At 58.3% G+C, this 17,440-nt stretch carries 19 protein-coding genes; 5 read left to right on the forward strand and 14 right to left on the reverse strand.

Annotated elements, in window-relative coordinates; translation table 11 throughout:
* Positions 1-9 precede the first annotated feature (9 nt).
* The 10 genes from katG to hpxU form a co-directional block, all read right to left on the reverse strand.
* A complete protein-coding gene (gene katG, locus RAC60_RS13155) occupies positions 10-2,208 on the reverse strand; it encodes a catalase/peroxidase HPI (RefSeq protein WP_033738531.1) in 2,199 nt (732 codons plus the stop codon).
* A 137-nt stretch (positions 2,209-2,345) separates the two neighbouring features.
* Entirely contained in the window at positions 2,346-2,681 is a 336-nt protein-coding gene (gene uraH / locus RAC60_RS13160) for a hydroxyisourate hydrolase (protein WP_054632956.1), read from the reverse strand.
* Complete coding sequence (gene uraD, locus RAC60_RS13165; protein WP_324028989.1) at positions 2,678-3,172, reverse strand: 2-oxo-4-hydroxy-4-carboxy-5-ureidoimidazoline decarboxylase; 495 nt, start codon at positions 3,170-3,172, stop codon at positions 2,678-2,680. Before uraD ends, uraH begins: the two co-directional genes overlap by 4 nt.
* 1 nt (position 3,173) lies before the next feature.
* On the reverse strand, positions 3,174-4,427 hold the full coding sequence (gene hpxK / locus RAC60_RS13170) for an allantoate amidohydrolase (RefSeq protein ID WP_054632954.1): 1,254 nt from the start codon (positions 4,425-4,427) through the stop codon (positions 3,174-3,176).
* Positions 4,424-5,659, reverse strand: coding sequence for an alanine--glyoxylate aminotransferase family protein (locus RAC60_RS13175; protein WP_006118030.1), 1,236 nt, complete (start codon positions 5,657-5,659; stop codon positions 4,424-4,426). The genes hpxK and RAC60_RS13175 overlap by 4 nt, the downstream gene beginning before the upstream one ends.
* 21 nt (positions 5,660-5,680) lie before the next feature.
* The gene (locus RAC60_RS13180) at positions 5,681-6,412 is read right to left on the reverse strand and encodes an amino acid ABC transporter ATP-binding protein (protein WP_006118029.1); all 732 of its coding nucleotides are present in this window, start codon (positions 6,410-6,412) and stop codon (positions 5,681-5,683) included.
* Entirely contained in the window at positions 6,393-7,049 is a 657-nt protein-coding gene (locus RAC60_RS13185; protein WP_375093902.1) for an amino acid ABC transporter permease, read from the reverse strand. Before RAC60_RS13185 ends, RAC60_RS13180 begins: the two co-directional genes overlap by 20 nt.
* The gene (locus RAC60_RS13190) at positions 7,049-7,714 is read right to left on the reverse strand and encodes an amino acid ABC transporter permease (RefSeq protein WP_006118027.1); all 666 of its coding nucleotides are present in this window, start codon (positions 7,712-7,714) and stop codon (positions 7,049-7,051) included. The genes RAC60_RS13185 and RAC60_RS13190 overlap by 1 nt, the downstream gene beginning before the upstream one ends.
* A gap of 10 nt (positions 7,715-7,724) precedes the next feature.
* Positions 7,725-8,510: a transporter substrate-binding domain-containing protein gene (locus RAC60_RS13195; RefSeq protein WP_006118026.1), complete on the reverse strand. Its 786-nt coding sequence runs from the start codon at positions 8,508-8,510 to the stop codon at positions 7,725-7,727.
* A 192-nt stretch (positions 8,511-8,702) separates the two neighbouring features.
* Positions 8,703-9,542 carry a MurR/RpiR family transcriptional regulator HpxU gene (hpxU, locus tag RAC60_RS13200; RefSeq protein WP_033738523.1) on the reverse strand — a complete coding sequence of 280 codons (840 nt, stop codon included), beginning with the start codon at positions 9,540-9,542 and terminating at the stop codon, positions 8,703-8,705.
* Between the two features lie 157 nt (positions 9,543-9,699).
* On the opposite strand from hpxU, the gene RAC60_RS13205 reads away from it, so the two are divergent.
* Genes RAC60_RS13205 through hpxZ form a run of 4 tightly spaced genes read left to right on the forward strand, consistent with a single transcriptional unit; the run spans position 9,700 to position 13,258 of the window.
* Entirely contained in the window at positions 9,700-11,286 is a 1,587-nt protein-coding gene (locus RAC60_RS13205) for a gamma-glutamyltransferase family protein (RefSeq protein ID WP_375093892.1), read from the forward strand.
* 12 nt (positions 11,287-11,298) lie between these two features.
* A complete protein-coding gene (hpxX, locus tag RAC60_RS13210; RefSeq protein WP_033738521.1) occupies positions 11,299-11,481 on the forward strand; it encodes an oxalurate catabolism protein HpxX in 183 nt (60 codons plus the stop codon).
* Positions 11,478-12,878, forward strand: coding sequence for an AtzE family amidohydrolase (locus RAC60_RS13215; RefSeq protein ID WP_033738518.1), 1,401 nt, complete (start codon positions 11,478-11,480; stop codon positions 12,876-12,878). Before hpxX ends, RAC60_RS13215 begins: the two co-directional genes overlap by 4 nt.
* Positions 12,875-13,258, forward strand: a complete 384-nt coding sequence (hpxZ, locus tag RAC60_RS13220) for an oxalurate catabolism protein HpxZ (protein ID WP_058702735.1) — start codon at positions 12,875-12,877, stop codon at positions 13,256-13,258. The genes RAC60_RS13215 and hpxZ overlap by 4 nt, the downstream gene beginning before the upstream one ends.
* A 90-nt stretch (positions 13,259-13,348) precedes the next feature.
* Here hpxZ and RAC60_RS13225 read toward each other — a convergent pair whose 3' ends face one another.
* A complete protein-coding gene (locus RAC60_RS13225; protein ID WP_205959217.1) occupies positions 13,349-14,251 on the reverse strand; it encodes a LysR substrate-binding domain-containing protein in 903 nt (300 codons plus the stop codon).
* 94 nt (positions 14,252-14,345) lie between these two features.
* Between RAC60_RS13225 and RAC60_RS13230 the strand changes: the two genes are divergently transcribed.
* The gene (locus RAC60_RS13230) at positions 14,346-15,119 is read left to right on the forward strand and encodes an ArpA protein (RefSeq protein WP_039338593.1); all 774 of its coding nucleotides are present in this window, start codon (positions 14,346-14,348) and stop codon (positions 15,117-15,119) included.
* Between the two features lie 26 nt (positions 15,120-15,145).
* On the opposite strand, the gene argE is transcribed toward RAC60_RS13230, so the two are convergent.
* Genes argE through RAC60_RS13245 form a run of 3 tightly spaced genes read right to left on the reverse strand, consistent with a single transcriptional unit; the run spans position 15,146 to position 17,440 of the window.
* Positions 15,146-16,357 (reverse strand): acetylornithine deacetylase, encoded by a 1,212-nt coding sequence (argE, locus tag RAC60_RS13235; RefSeq protein ID WP_205952800.1) that lies wholly within the window; start codon positions 16,355-16,357, stop codon positions 15,146-15,148.
* Entirely contained in the window at positions 16,335-17,009 is a 675-nt protein-coding gene (locus RAC60_RS13240) for a DUF1028 domain-containing protein (RefSeq protein ID WP_367143280.1), read from the reverse strand. Before RAC60_RS13240 ends, argE begins: the two co-directional genes overlap by 23 nt.
* On the reverse strand, positions 17,006-17,440 hold the full coding sequence (locus RAC60_RS13245; protein WP_033738510.1) for a RidA family protein: 435 nt from the start codon (positions 17,438-17,440) through the stop codon (positions 17,006-17,008). The genes RAC60_RS13240 and RAC60_RS13245 overlap by 4 nt, the downstream gene beginning before the upstream one ends.

Genomic DNA, 17,440 nt, shown 5'->3' on the forward strand with positions numbered 1-17,440 from the left:
TTCAGTCAGTTATTGCAGATCGAAACGGTCCAGATTCATTACTTTTGTCCAGGCCGCCACGAAGTCAGTAACAAACTTCTGTTTCGCATCGCTGCTGGCATAGACTTCCGCCAGGGCGCGCAGGATGGCGTTGGAACCGAACACCAGATCGGCACGCGTGGCGCTGAACCTGACTTCGCCACTCTGACGGTCACGGCCTTCAAAGATCTCTTCACTGCTGTCGGTCGCACGCCAGGCGGTGCGCATATCCAGCAAGTTTACGAAGAAGTCGTTACTCAGGACGCCGACGCGGTCAGTAAAGACGCCATGATGGCTGCCGTCAAAGTTGGTCCCCAGCACACGCAGACCACCCAGTAACACCGTCAGTTCCGGCGCGCTCAGCGTCAGCTGCTGTGCTTTGTCCAGCAGCAGGGTTTCGGTTGACGAGCCGCCTTTCACGCGACGGTAGTTACGGAACCCGTCCGCCAGCGGCTGAAGCACGTTAAAGGATTCGACATCGGTTTGATCCTGACGAGCATCCACACGACCTGGCGTAAAGGGGACCTGCGCGGCCACGCCCGCAGCGGCGGCGGCCATTTCGATACCGACGCTGCCCGCAAGGACGATGACGTCAGCCAGCGAGGCCTTGCCGGATTCCTGCTGAATCTGCTGCAGTTTCGGTAACACGTCGTTAATCACGCTGGCGTTCACAGCCCAGCTATTCTGCGGTGCCAGGGCCAGACGGGCACCGTTCGCTCCGCCACGTTTGTCGCCACCCCGGAAGGTTGATGCCGACGCCCAGGCCGCTGAAACCAGCTGGCTCACGCTCAGACCTGACGCCGCGATTTTCGCCTTCAGCTCACTGATATCCGCTGGCGTGGGCTGATGAGTCGGCTGCGGTAACGGATCCTGCCACAGTAAATCTTCTTTCGGCACTTCTGGCCCGATGTAACGTGCTTTTGGCCCCATATCGCGGTGCGTCAGTTTAAACCAGGCGCGGGCGAAGGCTTCGTTAAAGGCCTGCGGATCGTTAAGGAAACGACGAGAGATTTTCTCGAACTCCGGATCAAAACGCAGCGTCAGGTCCGTAACCAGCATGGTGGGTTTACGCTTTTTCTCAGGATCGAACGGGTCCGGAATAATGGCTTCTGCGTTAACGGCTTCATACTGAATGGCCCCTGCCGGGCTATGGGTTTTCACCCACTCATATTTAAACAGGTTCTCAAAGAAGTAGTTACTCCACTGCGTTGGCGTCTGCGTCCAGACGACTTCCAGACCCGACGTAATCGCATCGGCACCGACACCGCTGCCGTAGCTGTTGTTCCAGCCAAAGCCCTGAGCTTCGATGGGTGACGCTTCCGGATCGACGCCAACATGGCTGGCCGCCGCCGCACCGTGGGTTTTACCCAGCGTATGCCCGCCTGCGATCAACGCGACAATCTCTTCATCGTTCATGCCCATGTTGCCAAAGGTGGCGCGAATCGCTGGCGCGGCAGACGCCGGATCGCCGCTGGCTTCAGGCCCCTCTGGGTTCACGTAGATCAGCCCCATTTCGGTTGCGCCCAGCGGGGCGTTAGCCAGACTTTCGGGATGACGATGGGCCAGCCACTCGGTTTCGTTACCCCAGTCCACGTCCATATCCGGTTCCCAGACGTCTTCACGACCGGCACCAAAACCAAAGGTACGGAAACCTGAGTTTTCCAGCGAAACGTTACCCGCAAGAATATAGAGGTCGGCCCAGGAAATTTTCTGGCCGTATTTCTGTTTGACCGGCCACAGCAGGCGACGGGCTTTGTCCAGGCTGACGTTGTCAGGCCAGGAGTTCAGCGGCGCGAAACGCTGCTGACCACGACCGGAGCCGCCACGGCCATCGATAGTGCGGTATGTGCCGGCACTGTGCCACGCCATGCGGATGAACAGACCAATGTAGCTGCCCCAGTCGGCAGGCCACCATGACTGGGAGTCGGTGAGCAACGCCCGGATATCGGCTTTCAGTGCGGAATAGTCCAGTTTGCTGAACTCTTCGCGGTAGTTGAAGTTCTCGCCGAGGGGATTAGAGCGGTTGGAGTGCTGGTTCAGCAGATCCACGCGCAGCATATTTGGCCACCAGTCGCGATTGCTGGTACCACTACCGGCTCCACGAGCCAGAACGCTTTCTTCTTCCGATTTACCGTGATGAAAGGGACATTTACCTGAAGCGGCTACATCATTATCTTTTGGCGTGCTCATTATCGGCTCCGTTGCCTTCACATTGTCATCGCTAAGATAACCCTGGCGTTAGCAGGAATATAGTCGGATGGGCCGAAGGTATTGATAGCCATTAGCTTTCAAGCGCAGCGAAAAAAAAGCTGCGCCCGATAGACCCGTCAGCTGCCGCGATAGGTGGACCAGCTCCAGGGGGATATCAAAAAGGGCAAGTGGTAATGGCTGCCGCTTTCCGTGAGGACAAAATCAATTTGTGCGCTGACGTATAAGGTTTCCCGTCCGTCCGCGCGAAAGTAGGCGCCAATATCTGCCGTGAGGCGATACTGCCCAGACGCAAGTGGCTCAGGTGTCAGATCCTTCAGACGACCATCGTTATCTGTGACGCCTTGTGCACAGGGAGTCCAGCCTTGTGCCGTGTGCTGTTCCAGCAACATGGCAACGCCCGGCGCGGGTTTTCCCAGCGCCGTATCCAGAATGTGAGTGCTGATGGTGCTCATGAAAAACTCTCCTTTAAGCGCAGCAGGGTGATTTCCCGCAACTGCGCCAGGGCTTCCTGTTGCTCGGTTTCCGGGCTGTTGTCCAGCCGCCGCGTGAGTTCATCAAGCAGCGTCTGTGCGCTGCGTCCTTTGGCCCGAATCAAAAATACCCGGTTAAAGCGCGCCTCATATGCCTGATTGCCCCGCACCATGGCCTGATGTAACGCGTCGTCTGCGTGTTGCATGGCCACCTGTTCGCTACGCGACAACTGTTTTTCCTTCTCATTGCCCTGCGCCTTTTCCCCGATACGTGGATGAGCGGAGAGCGCCTGATTCAGATCGTCCTCCTGCCAGTCCTGTGTCAGCCGTTGTGCTTCAGTCAGCAGGGCATCAAGACTGTGAAACGGGCGGGCCGCCACCAGCGCCAGCTGCCAGTGCGGCAGCGCAACGCAGTGGGACAGGGCAAGCTGTGCAGCGGCTTCCGGTAACTGGTTAAAGGTATCCAGATCCATATTAATGCTGCTCCGCAAGGAGGCAAATCGTCTGCAAATAGGCCTGAACCGCTGGCGCGACATCGGCTTCATTCACCGATTCTGCCGGATGGTGGCTGATGCCGCGGTGGTTACGCACGAACAGCATCCCCACCGGCCAGCGCTCTGCAATGGCAATAGCATCATGACCCGCCCCGCTGGGCAGCGCCAGGCAGCGTCCCTGAACGGTTTCTACCGCGTGGCTCAGCGCCTGTTGCAATCCGGCATCGCAGGCCGTTGCCGCGATACGGTAATACTCCTGCGCGCTAAAGGTTAAACCGCGACGCAGTGCAATGGCTTCCGCCTGGGTCAGCAACGAGGACAGCAACGATTCAAGCGGCGCGTCCTCGGGTCCACGCACATCCAGAGACAGATGCACCTCCCCCGGAATGACGTTCACCGCGCCCGGCGCGCAGTTCAGCGTGCCCACCGTAGCGACAAGCGGTGAAGTCTGCTCGCGCGTGGTATGCTCGATGAATACCATCCACTCTGCGGCAGCGGCCAGCGCGTCTTTACGATGCGCCATCGGTACGGTTCCGGCATGACCGGCCTCACCGGTGAAACAGCAATTGAGGCGACGGGCACCGTTGATCGCGGTAACCACACCCAACGCGAGATCTTCCTGCTCCAGGCAAGGCCCCTGCTCTATGTGCAGTTCAAGATAGGCCACGATGTCGCTGACGTTACGAGCGGCGCGTGAGATCTGGCTGGCGTCCAGGCCGACATCCTGCATCGCCTGTGCCACCGTAATGCCATTGCCGTCAGGATGGGTCGGCCAGCTGTCAGGCCAGGTGCCGGTAATGCCGCGACTGCCCAGCAGGGTAATGCCAAAACGCGTGCCTTCTTCATCACCAAAGCCGATGATTTCAATGGCCAGGGGCAGGCGACGCTGGCGATCGTGGAGCCACTGCACGGTTTCAATCGCGCTCAGCACGCCCAGCATGCCGTCATAGCGGCCCGCATTACGAACCGTGTCCAGATGCGAGCCCAGCAGCAGCGCAGGTGCGCCAGGCTGGGCCGCGTCGTAGCGGCCGCAGATATTGCCGACTTCATCCTGCCAGACCGTCATACCGGCGGCCTGCATCCACTCACCGACGCGCGCGTTGGCACGCAGGTGTTCCGGCGACAGATAAACCCGTGTCAGCCCTTGTTCGCTTTCACTGATCTCAGCCAGCGCATCACAGCGCGCCATCACGCGCCGGGCGGCAACCTGAGCCTCGCTGGCATTCATCATCATGCATGGCTCCCGTAGTGGTTCCATGCCGCCTGCGAGCCCGCGCCCTGTGGCGTGCGGTAACCGACATGCGACAACACCATTTCCAGCGCGGCCAGGGTTTGCATCACGCAGTCTTTGCGCGCGTTGTAACCCATCGTGCCGATGCGCCAGACTTTGCCATGCAGCGGACCAAACGACGTGCCGATTTCAATGCCGAAATCTTCCAGCATCAGCTTACGGACCTCATCGCCATTGACGCCCTGAGGGATCACTACGCCCAGCACGTTACTCATTTTGTTGCTGAGATCGCCAAAGGTTTCCAGCCCCATCCCCTGAATGCCTTTTAACATCGCTTCGCCGTGCAGCTTGTGGCGCGCAATCCCGTTATCCAGCCCTTCCTGCAGAATCAGACGCGCGCATTCACGCGCGCCGAACAGGGCGCTGGTCGCTTCAGTGTGGTGATTGAGGCGTTCCGGGCCCCAGTAATCCATGATCATGCCGAGATCGAAATAGTTGGAGTAGATCATCTCGTCATCGCCATCCTGGTGCGCATCCGTGCGGATCCCCTGCTCTACGCATTTGCGCTGGCGGATCACCGCTGCCATCTCATCGCTCAGCGTGATCGGCGAAGTTCCGGACGGGCCACCCAGGCATTTCTGCATGCCGGCGGACACCGCGTCCAGGCCCCATGCATCGGTTTCCAGCGCATTGCCCGCCAGCGATGCCGTGGCATCGGTGTAAAACAGCACACCATATTTTTTGCAGATCGCCCCCAGCTCCGCCAGCGGCTGCAGCATAGTGGTTGAGGTATCGCCCTGTACGGTCAACAGCAAACGCGGTTTTACTTTTTTAATCGCATCTTCGATCTGATCGGGCGTAAACACCTCTCCCCACGGCACCGCAATGGTGTGCACATCGGCCCGGCAGCGACGGGCGATTTCACACAGCAGATGACCAAAACGGCCATAGACTGGCACCAGCACCTTATCGCCAGGGCGAATCGCCGACAGCAGGATCGCTTCAATACCGGCGCGTGAGGTACCGTCGATCAGCAGCGTCCAGCGGTTTTCGGTGCGGAACACGCCGCGATAGAGCGCCATCACTTCATTCATGTAATGGGTCATCGCCGGATCATATTGTCCGAGCAACTGGCTCGACATCGCGCGCAGCACACGCGGATCGGCATTGATCGGACCGGGGCCCATTAACAGGCGCTGAGGCGGATTAATTTGCGAAAATTGAGAGATATCCATAGTGAATTCCTTGTTAAGCACTCACAGACGCACAGAGGAAATAAACTGCTTTAGCTCCGCCGTCTGCGGATGGGCAAACAGTGTTTTGCTGTCCCCCTGTTCCCAGACGCGCCCCTGATGCATAAAGACCACACGATCGCCCACATCGCGGGCGAAGTTCATTTCATGGGTGACGAGAATTAACGTCATGCCTTCGGCGGCAAGTTGCTCCAGCACTTTCAGCACTTCGCCGACCAGCTCCGGGTCCAGGGCTGAGGTGATCTCATCACACAGTAATACCCGGGGTTCCATGGCCAGTGCGCGGGCAATGGCTACGCGCTGTTGCTGTCCGCCTGACAGGCTGGACGGGTAATAATCCAGCCGCTCGCCCAGCCCCACTTTTTCCAGCATACGGGCTGCCAGTTCGCGGCACTCGGCCTGACTTTTTTTCAGAACCCGACGCGGTGCCAGCATGACGTTTTCCAGCGCCGTCATATGTGGGAACAGGTTGAAGTTCTGAAATACCATCCCTACGGAGCGGCTGATTTCGCGCGCCTGTGAGTCGCGGTCGGTGATGGTCATGCCGCCGAGTTTAATGCTTCCATCCTGATAGCCTTCCAGCCCGTTCATGCAGCGCAACAGTGTACTTTTGCCGGAACCGCTGCGACCGATAATCGAGATCACTTCTCCCATATCGATATCCAGATCCACGCCCTTCAAAACATGGTTGGTGCCGTAATACTTCTGGACCTGATTAATGGTGATGAGCGGCATTGAATTTTTTCTCCAGATACTGGCTGTAACGCGACAGCGGATAACACATCAGGAAGTAGCCCAGTGCCACCAGCCCAAAGACTTTAAACGGCTGGTAGGTCACGTTATTCAAAATGGTGCCGGCTTTGGTCAGCTCGACAAATCCGATAATGGAGGCCAGCGCGGTGCCTTTAATCACCTGCACGGCAAACCCCACTGTCGGGGCAATCGCAATGCGGATCGCCTGAGGCGCAATCACCCGCGTGAGCGTCTGACCAAAGTTCAGGCCGAGGCAGCGTGACGCTTCCCACTGCCCTTTTGGCAGCGCCTGAATACTGCCGTGCCAGATATCCAGCAAATAGGCGCTGGTATAAAAGGTCAGCGCCAGCGACGCAGCGGTCCAGGGCGCAACGTCGATGCCAAACAGCCCGACGGCAAAGAAAGCCAGAAACAGCTGCATCAGCAGCGGTGTGCCCTGGAACAGCTCGGTGTACGCGCGAATGATTCGCGTCAGCCATTTACGCTTTAACAGACGTAAAAACAGCAGAGGTAACGTCACGAGCGTACCGCCTAAAAAGGCCACCAGCGACAGGGCAATCGTCCAGCGCGCGGCCAGCAGCAGGTTGCGCACGATGTCCCAGTCGGTAAAGGTTGTCATCATGCCTGCACCCCCAGCCACTTGCGGCCAATCGCCAGCAGCAGCTGACGCATTACTATCGACAACGCCAGGTAGATCAACGTGGTCACCGAGTAGACTTCGAAACTCAAAAACGTGCGTGACTGAATCAGGTTGGCGGCAAAGGTCAGCTCCTCGTAGGAGACCTGCGAGACGACCGACGATCCCAGCATCACAATGATGCACTGACTCACCAGCGCCGGATAAATCCGTTGCAGCGACGGTGGCAACACCACGCGCAGAAAGGTCTGGCTGCGCGTTAATCCCAGCACCCGACCGGCTTCCCACTGCCCTTTTGGCGTGACCTGAATGCCCGCCCGGATAATTTCCGTGCTGTAGGCACCCAGATTAACCAGCATCGCCAGCAGTGCGGCTTCCCCTGCGGTGAGTTTCAGCCCCAGGTTGGGTAAACCGAACACAATAAAGAACAGCTGCACCACAAACGGCGTATTACGAATCAGTTCGACATAGATGCCCCACAGGCGGCTTAACCAACTGGGTTTACCGCTGCGCAGCGCCGCGCCGATAATGCCGATACTGACGCCGCCGACCGTCGCCAGCACCGTTAACTGGATCGTTACCCACAGGCCGGAGAGCAACTCCGGCCAGTACGGCAATAATGCAGGGAAATTAAGTTGCCCGGTCATTGCCCCGTCCTTATGCGCCCAGGTTGGCTGGCAGCGGCGCTTTCAGCCACTCTTCGGACATTTTGTTCAGCGTGCCGTCTTTAATGCCCTGGTCGATCAGCGCATTCACTTTCTCTTTCAGTGCCGGCTCGTCTTTTTTCAGTCCGATATAGCACGGCGAGTCTTTCAGCATGAACTGCGCAACAGGGGCTTTAGCCGGGTTCTGACGCGTAATGGCTGCGACGACCAGGTTGCCGGTAGCGACATACTGCACCTGTCCGGAGAGGTAGGCTGATAACGTGGTGTTGTTATCTTCATAACGTTTCACCTGCGCGTCTTTCGGCGCCACCTCGCTCAGCACCATATCTTCCACCGCACCACGGGTGACACCCACCGACTTGCCGCTCAGCGCCGCGGGATCTTTCAGATGATCGCCTTTAGGTCCAAAAACGCCCAGAAAGAACGGCGCGTAAGCCCGGCTGAAATCAATTACCTTTTCACGCTCAGGATTTTTCCCCATGCTGGAGATCACCAGATCCACCTTGTCCGTCTGCAGATAAGGCACACGGTTGGCACTGCTGACCGGCACCAGTTGCAACTTAAGTTTCATCTGTTTGGCCAGATACTTTGCCATGTCGATGTCATAGCCCTGCGGTTGCAGATCGGTCCCCACGGAGCCAAACGGTGGGAAATCCTGCGGCACTGCCACCCGCAGTACGCCGCGTTTCTGGATGTCCTGCAGTTGATCCGCCAGCACGCTGCCTGCCTGTGCCATCAGTACGGCTGCCGCGACAACGGCCATTAATACTTTTTTCATTATGCACCCCGGTGAGATTATGTGAAACAAAAGATTCTTATGATTGGCATTCTGCAACTAATGTGCCAACGCAACGGGTGGGGGATAAATGCGGATTAACGCTGAAATGGCGGCTTTTACTAAGCGTGATGCGATTCCCGAGTCACCCCGGGAGACGATCCAAAAAGGGGCAAAGCACCAAAATGGTGCCTGCTAACGGTGCTCCAGCTCATCAAGGTGCTGATAAAGATCGGCAATCTGATGAATACGCGGCCGCCCCAGCGCCAGTAATTCATGCAGCAGGGCGTTGGCGAGCAGGTTCACCAGGCTCATGGCCGAGGCGTAGCTGTCGAAGGCGGAGACGCTGTCCAGCGGGGCGCAAAACTGCCAGCGCGCCAGTGAAATCACGCTCTGCGCCTGGGGCTCACACAGCGCCAGTACCGGAATCCTTGCGCTTTGCAGCTGCTGCATTAACGGCTGAATAATGCGGGTGCGGCGGCGAAACGCAATCACGACCACCATGTCCTCCGGCGTGATGTCCACCAAATCCTCTGCCAGCGTCTGGCCCGGCTGGGGCAGAATATGCACCTGAGCACGCGTCTGAATGAGCTGCTGACGCAGATGCAGCGCCACCGGATAGGCATTGCGCATGCCAACAATATAGATACGTTTTGCCTGCGCCAGCTGGGCGATGACATCGGCGAATTGCTGGGGATCAATGCTGTTAACCCATTGTGTCAGATTGGCCATTTCCTGCTTGTAATGCCGCGACAGCAGGGTATTTCCCTGTACCGCATCCCGGTTATCCGTTAACGGCATACCGCTCTGGCGCAGGGTACGGAGCTCATCGCGCATGTCTTTATATTTGTCATAGCCCAGGCGCTTAAACAGTCGGCTCACCGTGGCTTTTGAGACACCGCTCAGGCGTGCCAGCTCGGCACTGTTATAGCTAATCAGGTCATCAAAGTGGTCAAAAATAAAGTCGGCTATACGCTGCTCCTGCGGCGAAAGCTGGGGGTAATGCGTTCTGAGTCGCTCATCAAGCTGTTTCATTCAGGTCCTGTAACTTTTGTTTCAATCGCGGGATTGCCACAGAAGCTAGCATAATTTGGGCCAGATAAACCTGTCCAGAGACGTTGTCTTCTTAAAAACTGGAACGGCTCTTGCTTAACCTTTTGCTTTGTACCCTGAAAAACAGAATGAGAAGAGCATGATTCAGAGCATTTTGGCCCCGTTAGGCATGGCCGTGACGCCGCATCATCTGGCCAGTGAAAGTGCGCTGGCGGTACTGCGGGAAGGGGGTAACGCGATTGAGGCCATGGTGGCCGCCGCGGCGACGATTGCGGTGGTCTATCCGCACATGAATGGGCTGGGCGGAGACGGATTCTGGCTGATCATGCCAGGCAAAGGCGATCCGGTTGGCATTGATGGCAGTGGCAGAGCGGGTTCGCTGGCGAATTTTGACTTCTATAAGGGGGAAACCCATATCCCGCATCGTGGGCCTAAAGCGGCCCTGACGGTGGCGGGCACGGTGAGCGGCTGGCAGGCGGCACTGGACCTGTCCGCAGAACTGGGGGGAACCACCCTGCCTTTACCGCGCTTACTCCGCGATGCTGTTCGCTATGCTGCCGATGGCATTCCCGTCACCGCCTCACAAGCCGCGGCGACGCGGACGAAGCGCGACGAGCTACAGCATCTGCCTGGCTTTGCCGCCACGTTTTTACCGGACGGCGATGTGCCAGCGGAAGGCAGCCGTTTCACCCAGCCTGATTTAGCCCGTACATTGAGCCTGCTGAGCGAAGAAGGTCTGGACAGTTTTTATCGCGGCACGCTGGCACAGCACCTTGCGGAAGAAATGGTCAATCTGGGCATTCCCATCACCCTGGCCGATTTACAGCAGCAACGGGCTCGCCGCGTCACGCCGCTCCATATTCGCCACAGCGAAGGCGATATCTGGAATATCACGCCACCGACACAAGGTATGGTGTCGCTGGCCATACTGGGCATCACGGATCATCTGGACATGGCGAACGCAGATGAGGTGCAGACGATCCACCGTATCGTCGAAGCCACCAAAAAAGCGTTTGCCCTTCGGGATCAGCATATTACCGATCCCCGCCATGTGGTTGAGGATCTGCAGGCATTGCTTGACGGCGAAACCCTCGCCACCCTCGCCAGCCAGATTCAGGATGATCGCGCCGCGCCCTGGGGAACCGGTCGCGGGCCTGGCGATACCGTCTGGATGGGCGTGATGGACAGCAGCGGGCTTTCCGTTTCCTTTATCCAAAGTATTTATCATGAGTTTGGCAGCGGTGTAGTGGTGCCCGGCACCGGACTTGTCTGGCAAAACCGGGGCGCGGCTTTTAGCCTCGATCCCGACCATATGCTGGCGCTGGCGCCCGGTAAACAACCCTTCCATACGCTGAATCCTGCCGCCGCACGCCTGAAGGATGGTCGCACCATGGTATACGGCTCCATGGGCGGCGATGGCCAGCCGCAAACTCAGGCAGCCATTTTTACCCGCCATGTTATTCAGCGCCTGCCGCTGCAGCAGGCCGTTAGCGCACCTCGCTGGCTGCTGGGGCGGACCTGGGGCCAGCTGTCGGACTCGCTCAAACTGGAAAGTCGCTTCGCGCCCGACACCCTGGAGGCGCTACGTGCGTTAGGACATGACGTGGAGTCGCTGCCGGCCTACAGTGAGGCCGTCGGCCATGCAGGTGCCATTGTTCGTCACAACAACGGTATGTTTGAAGGCGCAAGCGATCCGCGCAGCAACGGCAGCGCCGCCGGTTTCTGACAGGAGTAAATCATGAATCAGAGTGACTGGGCAGCCTATATTGCCCAAATGGAGCAAATCCTGAACGTGGAACTGGACGAAGATCGCCGTGTCGCCCTGCTACAACAGATGACGCGCATTGCCGATATGGCGGCCCCGTTGATGGCTTATCCGCTGGACGACCGGCTCGAAGTCGCAGGAGTGTACAAAGCATGAGACCAGACGAGGTTTCCATTCAGGCACTTCAGCAGGCGATTCAGCACGGTGATATCAGCGCCCGTGAAGTGGCGGAGCAGACACTGACCGCGATTGAGAAACAGAATCCGCAGCTTAATGCCTGGACGGATATCACCGCAACGCGGATGGTGCAGGAAGCGGATGCGATAGACAAGCAACGCCTGCGCGGCGAGACCTTGCCGCCGCTGGCGGGCATTCCCTATGCGGTAAAAAACCTGTTTGACGTGCAGGGGTACACTACCCTGGCGGGGGCCAGACTGTTTCGTCAGCGTCCGGCCGCAACCCGGGATGCCTTTGCCATCACCCAACTTCAGCAGGCCGGTGCCCTGCTTTCCGGCATGGTCAACATGGATGCCTATGCCTACGGTTTTACCACCGAAAATACCCACTACGGGGCGACGCACAACCCGCATGATCTGGCGCGCATTGCGGGCGGCTCATCCGGCGGTTCGGCCGCCGCCGTGGCAGCGGGACTGGTGCCTTTCTCGCTGGGGACGGACACCAACGGCTCAATCCGCGTCCCGGCTTCCCTGTGTGGGATTTTTGGCCTGAAACCGACTTTTGGCCGCTTATCCCGCAGCGGCAGCCATCCGTTTGTCGCCAGTCTGGATCATATCGGTCCCTTTGCCCGTCGGGTGGACGATCTGGCCCTGGTTTACGATCTGCTGCAAGGGCACGACAGCACGGATGCCTTCCAGGCCGATCGCCCGCTGGCAGCCACCTTACCGCAGCTGAAAAACGGTGCACAGGATTTGCGCTGCGCCGTACTGGGCGGCTTCTTTTCGACCTGGTGTAATGATGATGCCCGCGCGGCGCAATTACAGGTGGCGCAGGCGTTACAGGCTCAGGACGACGTGGTAATCGCGGAGGCTGAGTTAGCGCGCTCGGCCGCCTTTATTATGACCGCCTCTGAAGGCGGCAATCATTACCTGCCTGCGCTGCGTCAGCAGCCCGACCTGTTTGAGCCCCATTCGCGTGAACGCCTGCTGGCTGGTGCGATGCTGCCCGCGGCATGGTATGTTCAGGCCCAGCGCTTCCGCCGCCACTTTCAGCAGCAGGTCGTCCCGCTGTTTGCGCAGTACGATGTGCTTATCGCCCCTGCCACGCCATGTAGCGCGCCGTTAATTGGTCAGGAAACGATTGCCATTAACGGGCAGAATCTGCCGACGAAGGCCAGCATGGGCATGCTGACGCAGCCGATCTCCTTCCTTGGACTTCCCGTCTGTACTGTGCCGATGACGACGGCGAGCGGTTTACCGATTGGCGTACAGTTAATTGGCGCCCCCTTTAACGAACAGGCTGTCTTACGCGCAGCCTGTGCCCTTGAACAACAAGGACTGACATTTTCGCCCACCCGCAGGGCAGGAGCACAATGAATACTGACGCGATTAATCTTCCCGAGGTGCTGAACGCCGTTACCGCCGCGTTCTACCGTTATGAAAAGGCGCTGACGGGCAACGACATTGCCGTCCTGGATGAGCTGTTCTGGCACGATCCGCGGACCGTGCGCTTAGGCGCTGGCGAGAACCTGTACGGCATTGATGAAATCCGCGCGTTTCGCGCGGCAAGACCGTCAGCGGGGCTGGACCGCATGCTGCGCAATACGGTGATCACCACGTTTGGTGACGCGTATGCGGTGTGCAGCACCGAATTTACCCGGGCGGGCACCGAGAAAATTGGCCGTCAGCAACAGACCTGGGTGAAGTTTCCGCAGGGCTGGCGCATCGTGGCAGCGCAGGTCAGTCTGATGAGCTAAGCCCGGCGGAGCAGTCATATGTTAAGGCCGGGAGGCCTGAGTCTAACGCTTCACGCCGCGAAAGCGCTCAACTGCAACCCCTACGCCTTCCTACAGGGCGGCGAGCTCGCCTAACCAGGCGATCATTGCCTCTGCGCCAGGCTGGTTCAGCGTGCGATTCGGCCAGGCCAGATAATAGGGCTTGCTGAGCGGCAACGCGAGCGCATCAACAATGACCAGTTCGCCCCGGCCCAGCGCATGGGCGATCATCCGGCGCTGTCCCAGCAGCACACCAGCGCCGGCCACGGCGGCATCAATCGCCAGCGAGGTCAGGTTAAAGGTCATGGCTGGTCGGGCTGCTGGCACAGCCATTCCTTTCGCCTCAAACCAGCCCGACCAGTCTGGCAAAAAGCGCCCTTCTTTGCCCCAGTCGAGATGAATCAGCGGCGCATGCCGTAACAGATCCTCGCGGGAAAAGGCGTCGATCAGCCGCGGGCTGGCGACCGGGAGCACCTCATCATGAAACAGATACGCTTTATTCAGTCTGGGATACGCCTCCTCGCCGAAACACATCACAAAGTCGGCCGGCGTTTGAGCAAAATCCACCTCCGCATGCGTGCCATGTAAGGAAAGACTGACATCCGGACAGCGTTCACGCCAGCGGCACAGATGTGGCAACAGCCATTTCGACGCCAGCGCCGGCAGCGTGTAAAGCGTAAGCTGTGCGGCGGTCTCAGTGCATCCTATGTTACGCTGACCAAGCTGGAGAACCGCAAAGGCTTCCGTGACATAGCGAAGATACTGCTTGCCCGTCTCCGTCAGCATCACGCCCTGTTGCGTACGTAAAAACAGGACGCAGCCAAGATGATCTTCAAGCTGGCGAATTTGCTGACTCACCGCCGCAGGGGTTAAGGCCAGCTGTGCCGCGGCCCTGGTCAGGCTGCCGGTTTCCGCAGCCACTTTAAATGACTGAATCACGTTGATTTTAGGCAAGCGCGATGACGGGTTGGGCATTAAGCATTCCTTATCAGGGTATTAACGATTTATTGGTATTCAGCTGATGCCGGGCAGGCTAGTGTGACAATTCATTCATTATGAGACCGCGACGATGCCCAAAGCCCTGGTACGTACTGACTTACATCCTCTGACCGACCACGCCTGGCGTCAAGACTGTCGCAGGCAACTTAATCAACACGGCGCGCTGGTGTTGCGTCATTTTTTGCAGCCTGCCGCCCTGCAGGCCATCGTCGCAGAAGGCAATGCGCAGCGCGATCGGGCTTATTACACTGTCAGTCAGCACAACGTTTACCTGATGAAAACGGATGCCGGCTTCAGCGACAGCCATCCACGCAACCGCCAAGTAAACAGCACCAAAGGGTGCATTACGGACGATATGATTGCAGCGGATTCCCCGCTGCGTCAGCTGTATGACGATGCGCTGTTTCAGTCTTTCTTATGCGAAGTGCTGGACGAAGAGGCGCTGTATCCCTACGCCGACCCGTTGTCTTCGATTAACCTGCACTATGCGCCACAGGGTAAAGAGCTGGGATGGCATTTTGATAACTCCTCGTTTGCCATCACGTTGCTGGTGCAGAAACCGCTGGGCGGTGGACGATTTCAGTATGTGAAAGACCTGCGGGATGCTGATGCGGGCGAAATGAATTACGCGGGCGTGGCCGCGGTGCTCGATGAACAGCACCCCGTCGATGAACTGGCTATGGATGCCGGTGACCTGGTACTGTTTCGTGGGCGAAATTCACTGCATCGCGTGACGCCCACAGAAGGCGACGTCACGCGCATGCTGGCGGTGCTGGCCTACAATACCGCGCCCGGCATCGCCCTGTCGGAAACGGCCCGCCTGACGTTTTACGGCCGGTTGTAAACCGCACCCGCAAACGTTTTTGCCGATCATCTGGCCGCGCGGCGCGCTCCACCCTGCGTGGCTTTATTGGTGGACGTTACTGCCATCCACTGACGCAGGTTTTGTAGCATTGCCATACAGCGTTCAAGCTGTTCAAGACTGACAAACTCATCTGCTTTGTGTCCCTGTTCCATGCTTCCCGGCCCGCAGACCAACGTGGCTACCCCAATCTCGTCAAATAATCCCCCTTCGGTGCCAAAGGCGACCGTAGCGAACTCGTTATGTCCGCTCCACTGCGCCAGCCAGCGGGCAAAGTCGGTCTGCGGATCGGTCAATAAGCCGGGGTAGTCGCTCAGTGGTTGAAAGGTAATGTTGCACAACGGTTCAGTGCGCTGCATTTCAGGCACCAGTTCTGCTTCGGCGAAGTGGCGTACGCTGTCATACAGCGCCTGAGCATCCGTACCAGGCAGCGTTCGCCACTCCATATCAAAATGGCAGGTCTCAGGAACAATATTCAGTGCTGTACCGCCCTGAATCGTGCCAATCTGCAGCGTGCTGTAAGGCGGTTCAAACCGTTCGTCACGTTGCTGCTTTAACGCTTCTTCCTGCTGCAAAAGACGCGCAATTAACCGGGCGGCGTAGTGAACCGCATTCACGCCCTGATGCGTATAGGCAGAGTGGCAGGCGTGGCCCTGCACCCGACAGCGCACCGCCCGTTTTCCCTTATGTCCGTAAACCGGCTGCATGGCGGTCGGCTCACCCACAATACACATCGCCGGTTTTGCCGGTGAGGCATTGAGCATCGCCACCAGCGAGCGCACGCCCAGGCACCCCACCTCTTCGTCACAGGAAAACGCCAGATGCAAAGGCATGCGCAGGGGCTGCTGAAGAAACGCATCCAGCATGGCCAGCACGCAGGCAATAAAGCCTTTCATATCGGCGCTTCCCCGACCGTAGTATCGTCCGTCACGTTCCGTCAGGGCGAAAGGCGGCACGGACCAGTTTTGCCCCTCAACCGGCACCACGTCCGTATGCCCTGACAGCATAACGCCGCCTTCGCCCTCCGGCCCCAGACGCGCATACAGATTGGCTTTTTTACCGCTGTCGTCATACAGCCACTGCGTCGTTATGCCTCTGTCAGTCAGGTAGTCGTCAATAAACTGGATCAGGGCCAGGTTTGACACCCGACTGGTTGTGTCAAAGGCCAGCAGAGAGGCCAGAAGCGCCCGTAACGTCTCATTCATCGCCGGGCACACCATAGGCCGGTGCCTCACGCGGATCCAGCGCGCGCGCGACATAGGCTTCCATCTGAGGTTCATAGGCAAGCCACAGTTGTGTCAACTGCCCGACAGGGTCGTGCCCGGTCCAGTCGATGCGCAGATCCACCAGCGGCCAGGGATAATCATCCACGAGTTTGAGCGCAGCAGAATGTAACGGCCCGGCTTCTCCGCCTGCCGCCACGCCGGCCTGAAGGGCGGCAAGCAGCCGACTGGCCAGTTCACCGGAGGCCGCTTCAAAGGCCGCGCACATGGATGCCGTTACGCCCTCGTTCGCCAGCATATTGCCTGCGGCGATACAGTTTTTTCCTTCGGCCATGCTCCAGATACCCAGCGTCTTGCTGCCACTGAAAAACGCCGTGTTACCCTGAATATCAATCGCGGCGACCTGGCGGTAATCACTGAATCTGTCGCCGGCCAGCGCCCGCTTTAGCGCCACGTTCAGATCGCTGCCCTGATCCAGATGCAACAGAATCTGCTGCCCCAGAGAGGGCAACGTAATATTCTGGCTGGATACGGCACCCACGCCGGCCTGGAGCCAGGGACAGCGCGCGCCTACCGCAATGCTGGATGAACTGATAGCGATGCCGAGCTGACCGGTTTCTTCACACCGTGCCGTCACTGATAAGGTCATTGGTCTGCTCCACGTTTCCAGTCATCCGGAATCACCGCAATGACATCAATTTCCATCAGCCATTGCGGCTGTGCCAGAGCCGAAATCACCAGCCCTGTTGAGACGGGGAAAACACCTTTTAGCCACTTTCCGACTTCCCGGTAGACCGGTTCGCGATAACGCGGGTCGACTATATACGTGGTGGTTTTGACAATATGCGACAGATCGCTCCCCGCCTCTTCCAGCAGTTGCTTCACATTTTTCATTGCCTGCGCCGCCTGCGCGGCCGGATCGCCCAGGCCAATCAGATTACCGTCGAAGTCAGTGCCGACCTGGCCGCGCAGGTACACTGTGTTACCTGCACGTACGGCCTGGCAGAGATCGTTGTCCAGCGTTTGATTAGGGTACGTTTCTTTGGTGTTAAACATCCGAATACGAGTATGGGTTGGCAT

It is taken from the genome of Pantoea sp. BR_17, from assembly GCF_041955125.1.
Taxonomy (GTDB): domain Bacteria; phylum Pseudomonadota; class Gammaproteobacteria; order Enterobacterales; family Enterobacteriaceae; genus Pantoea; species Pantoea stewartii.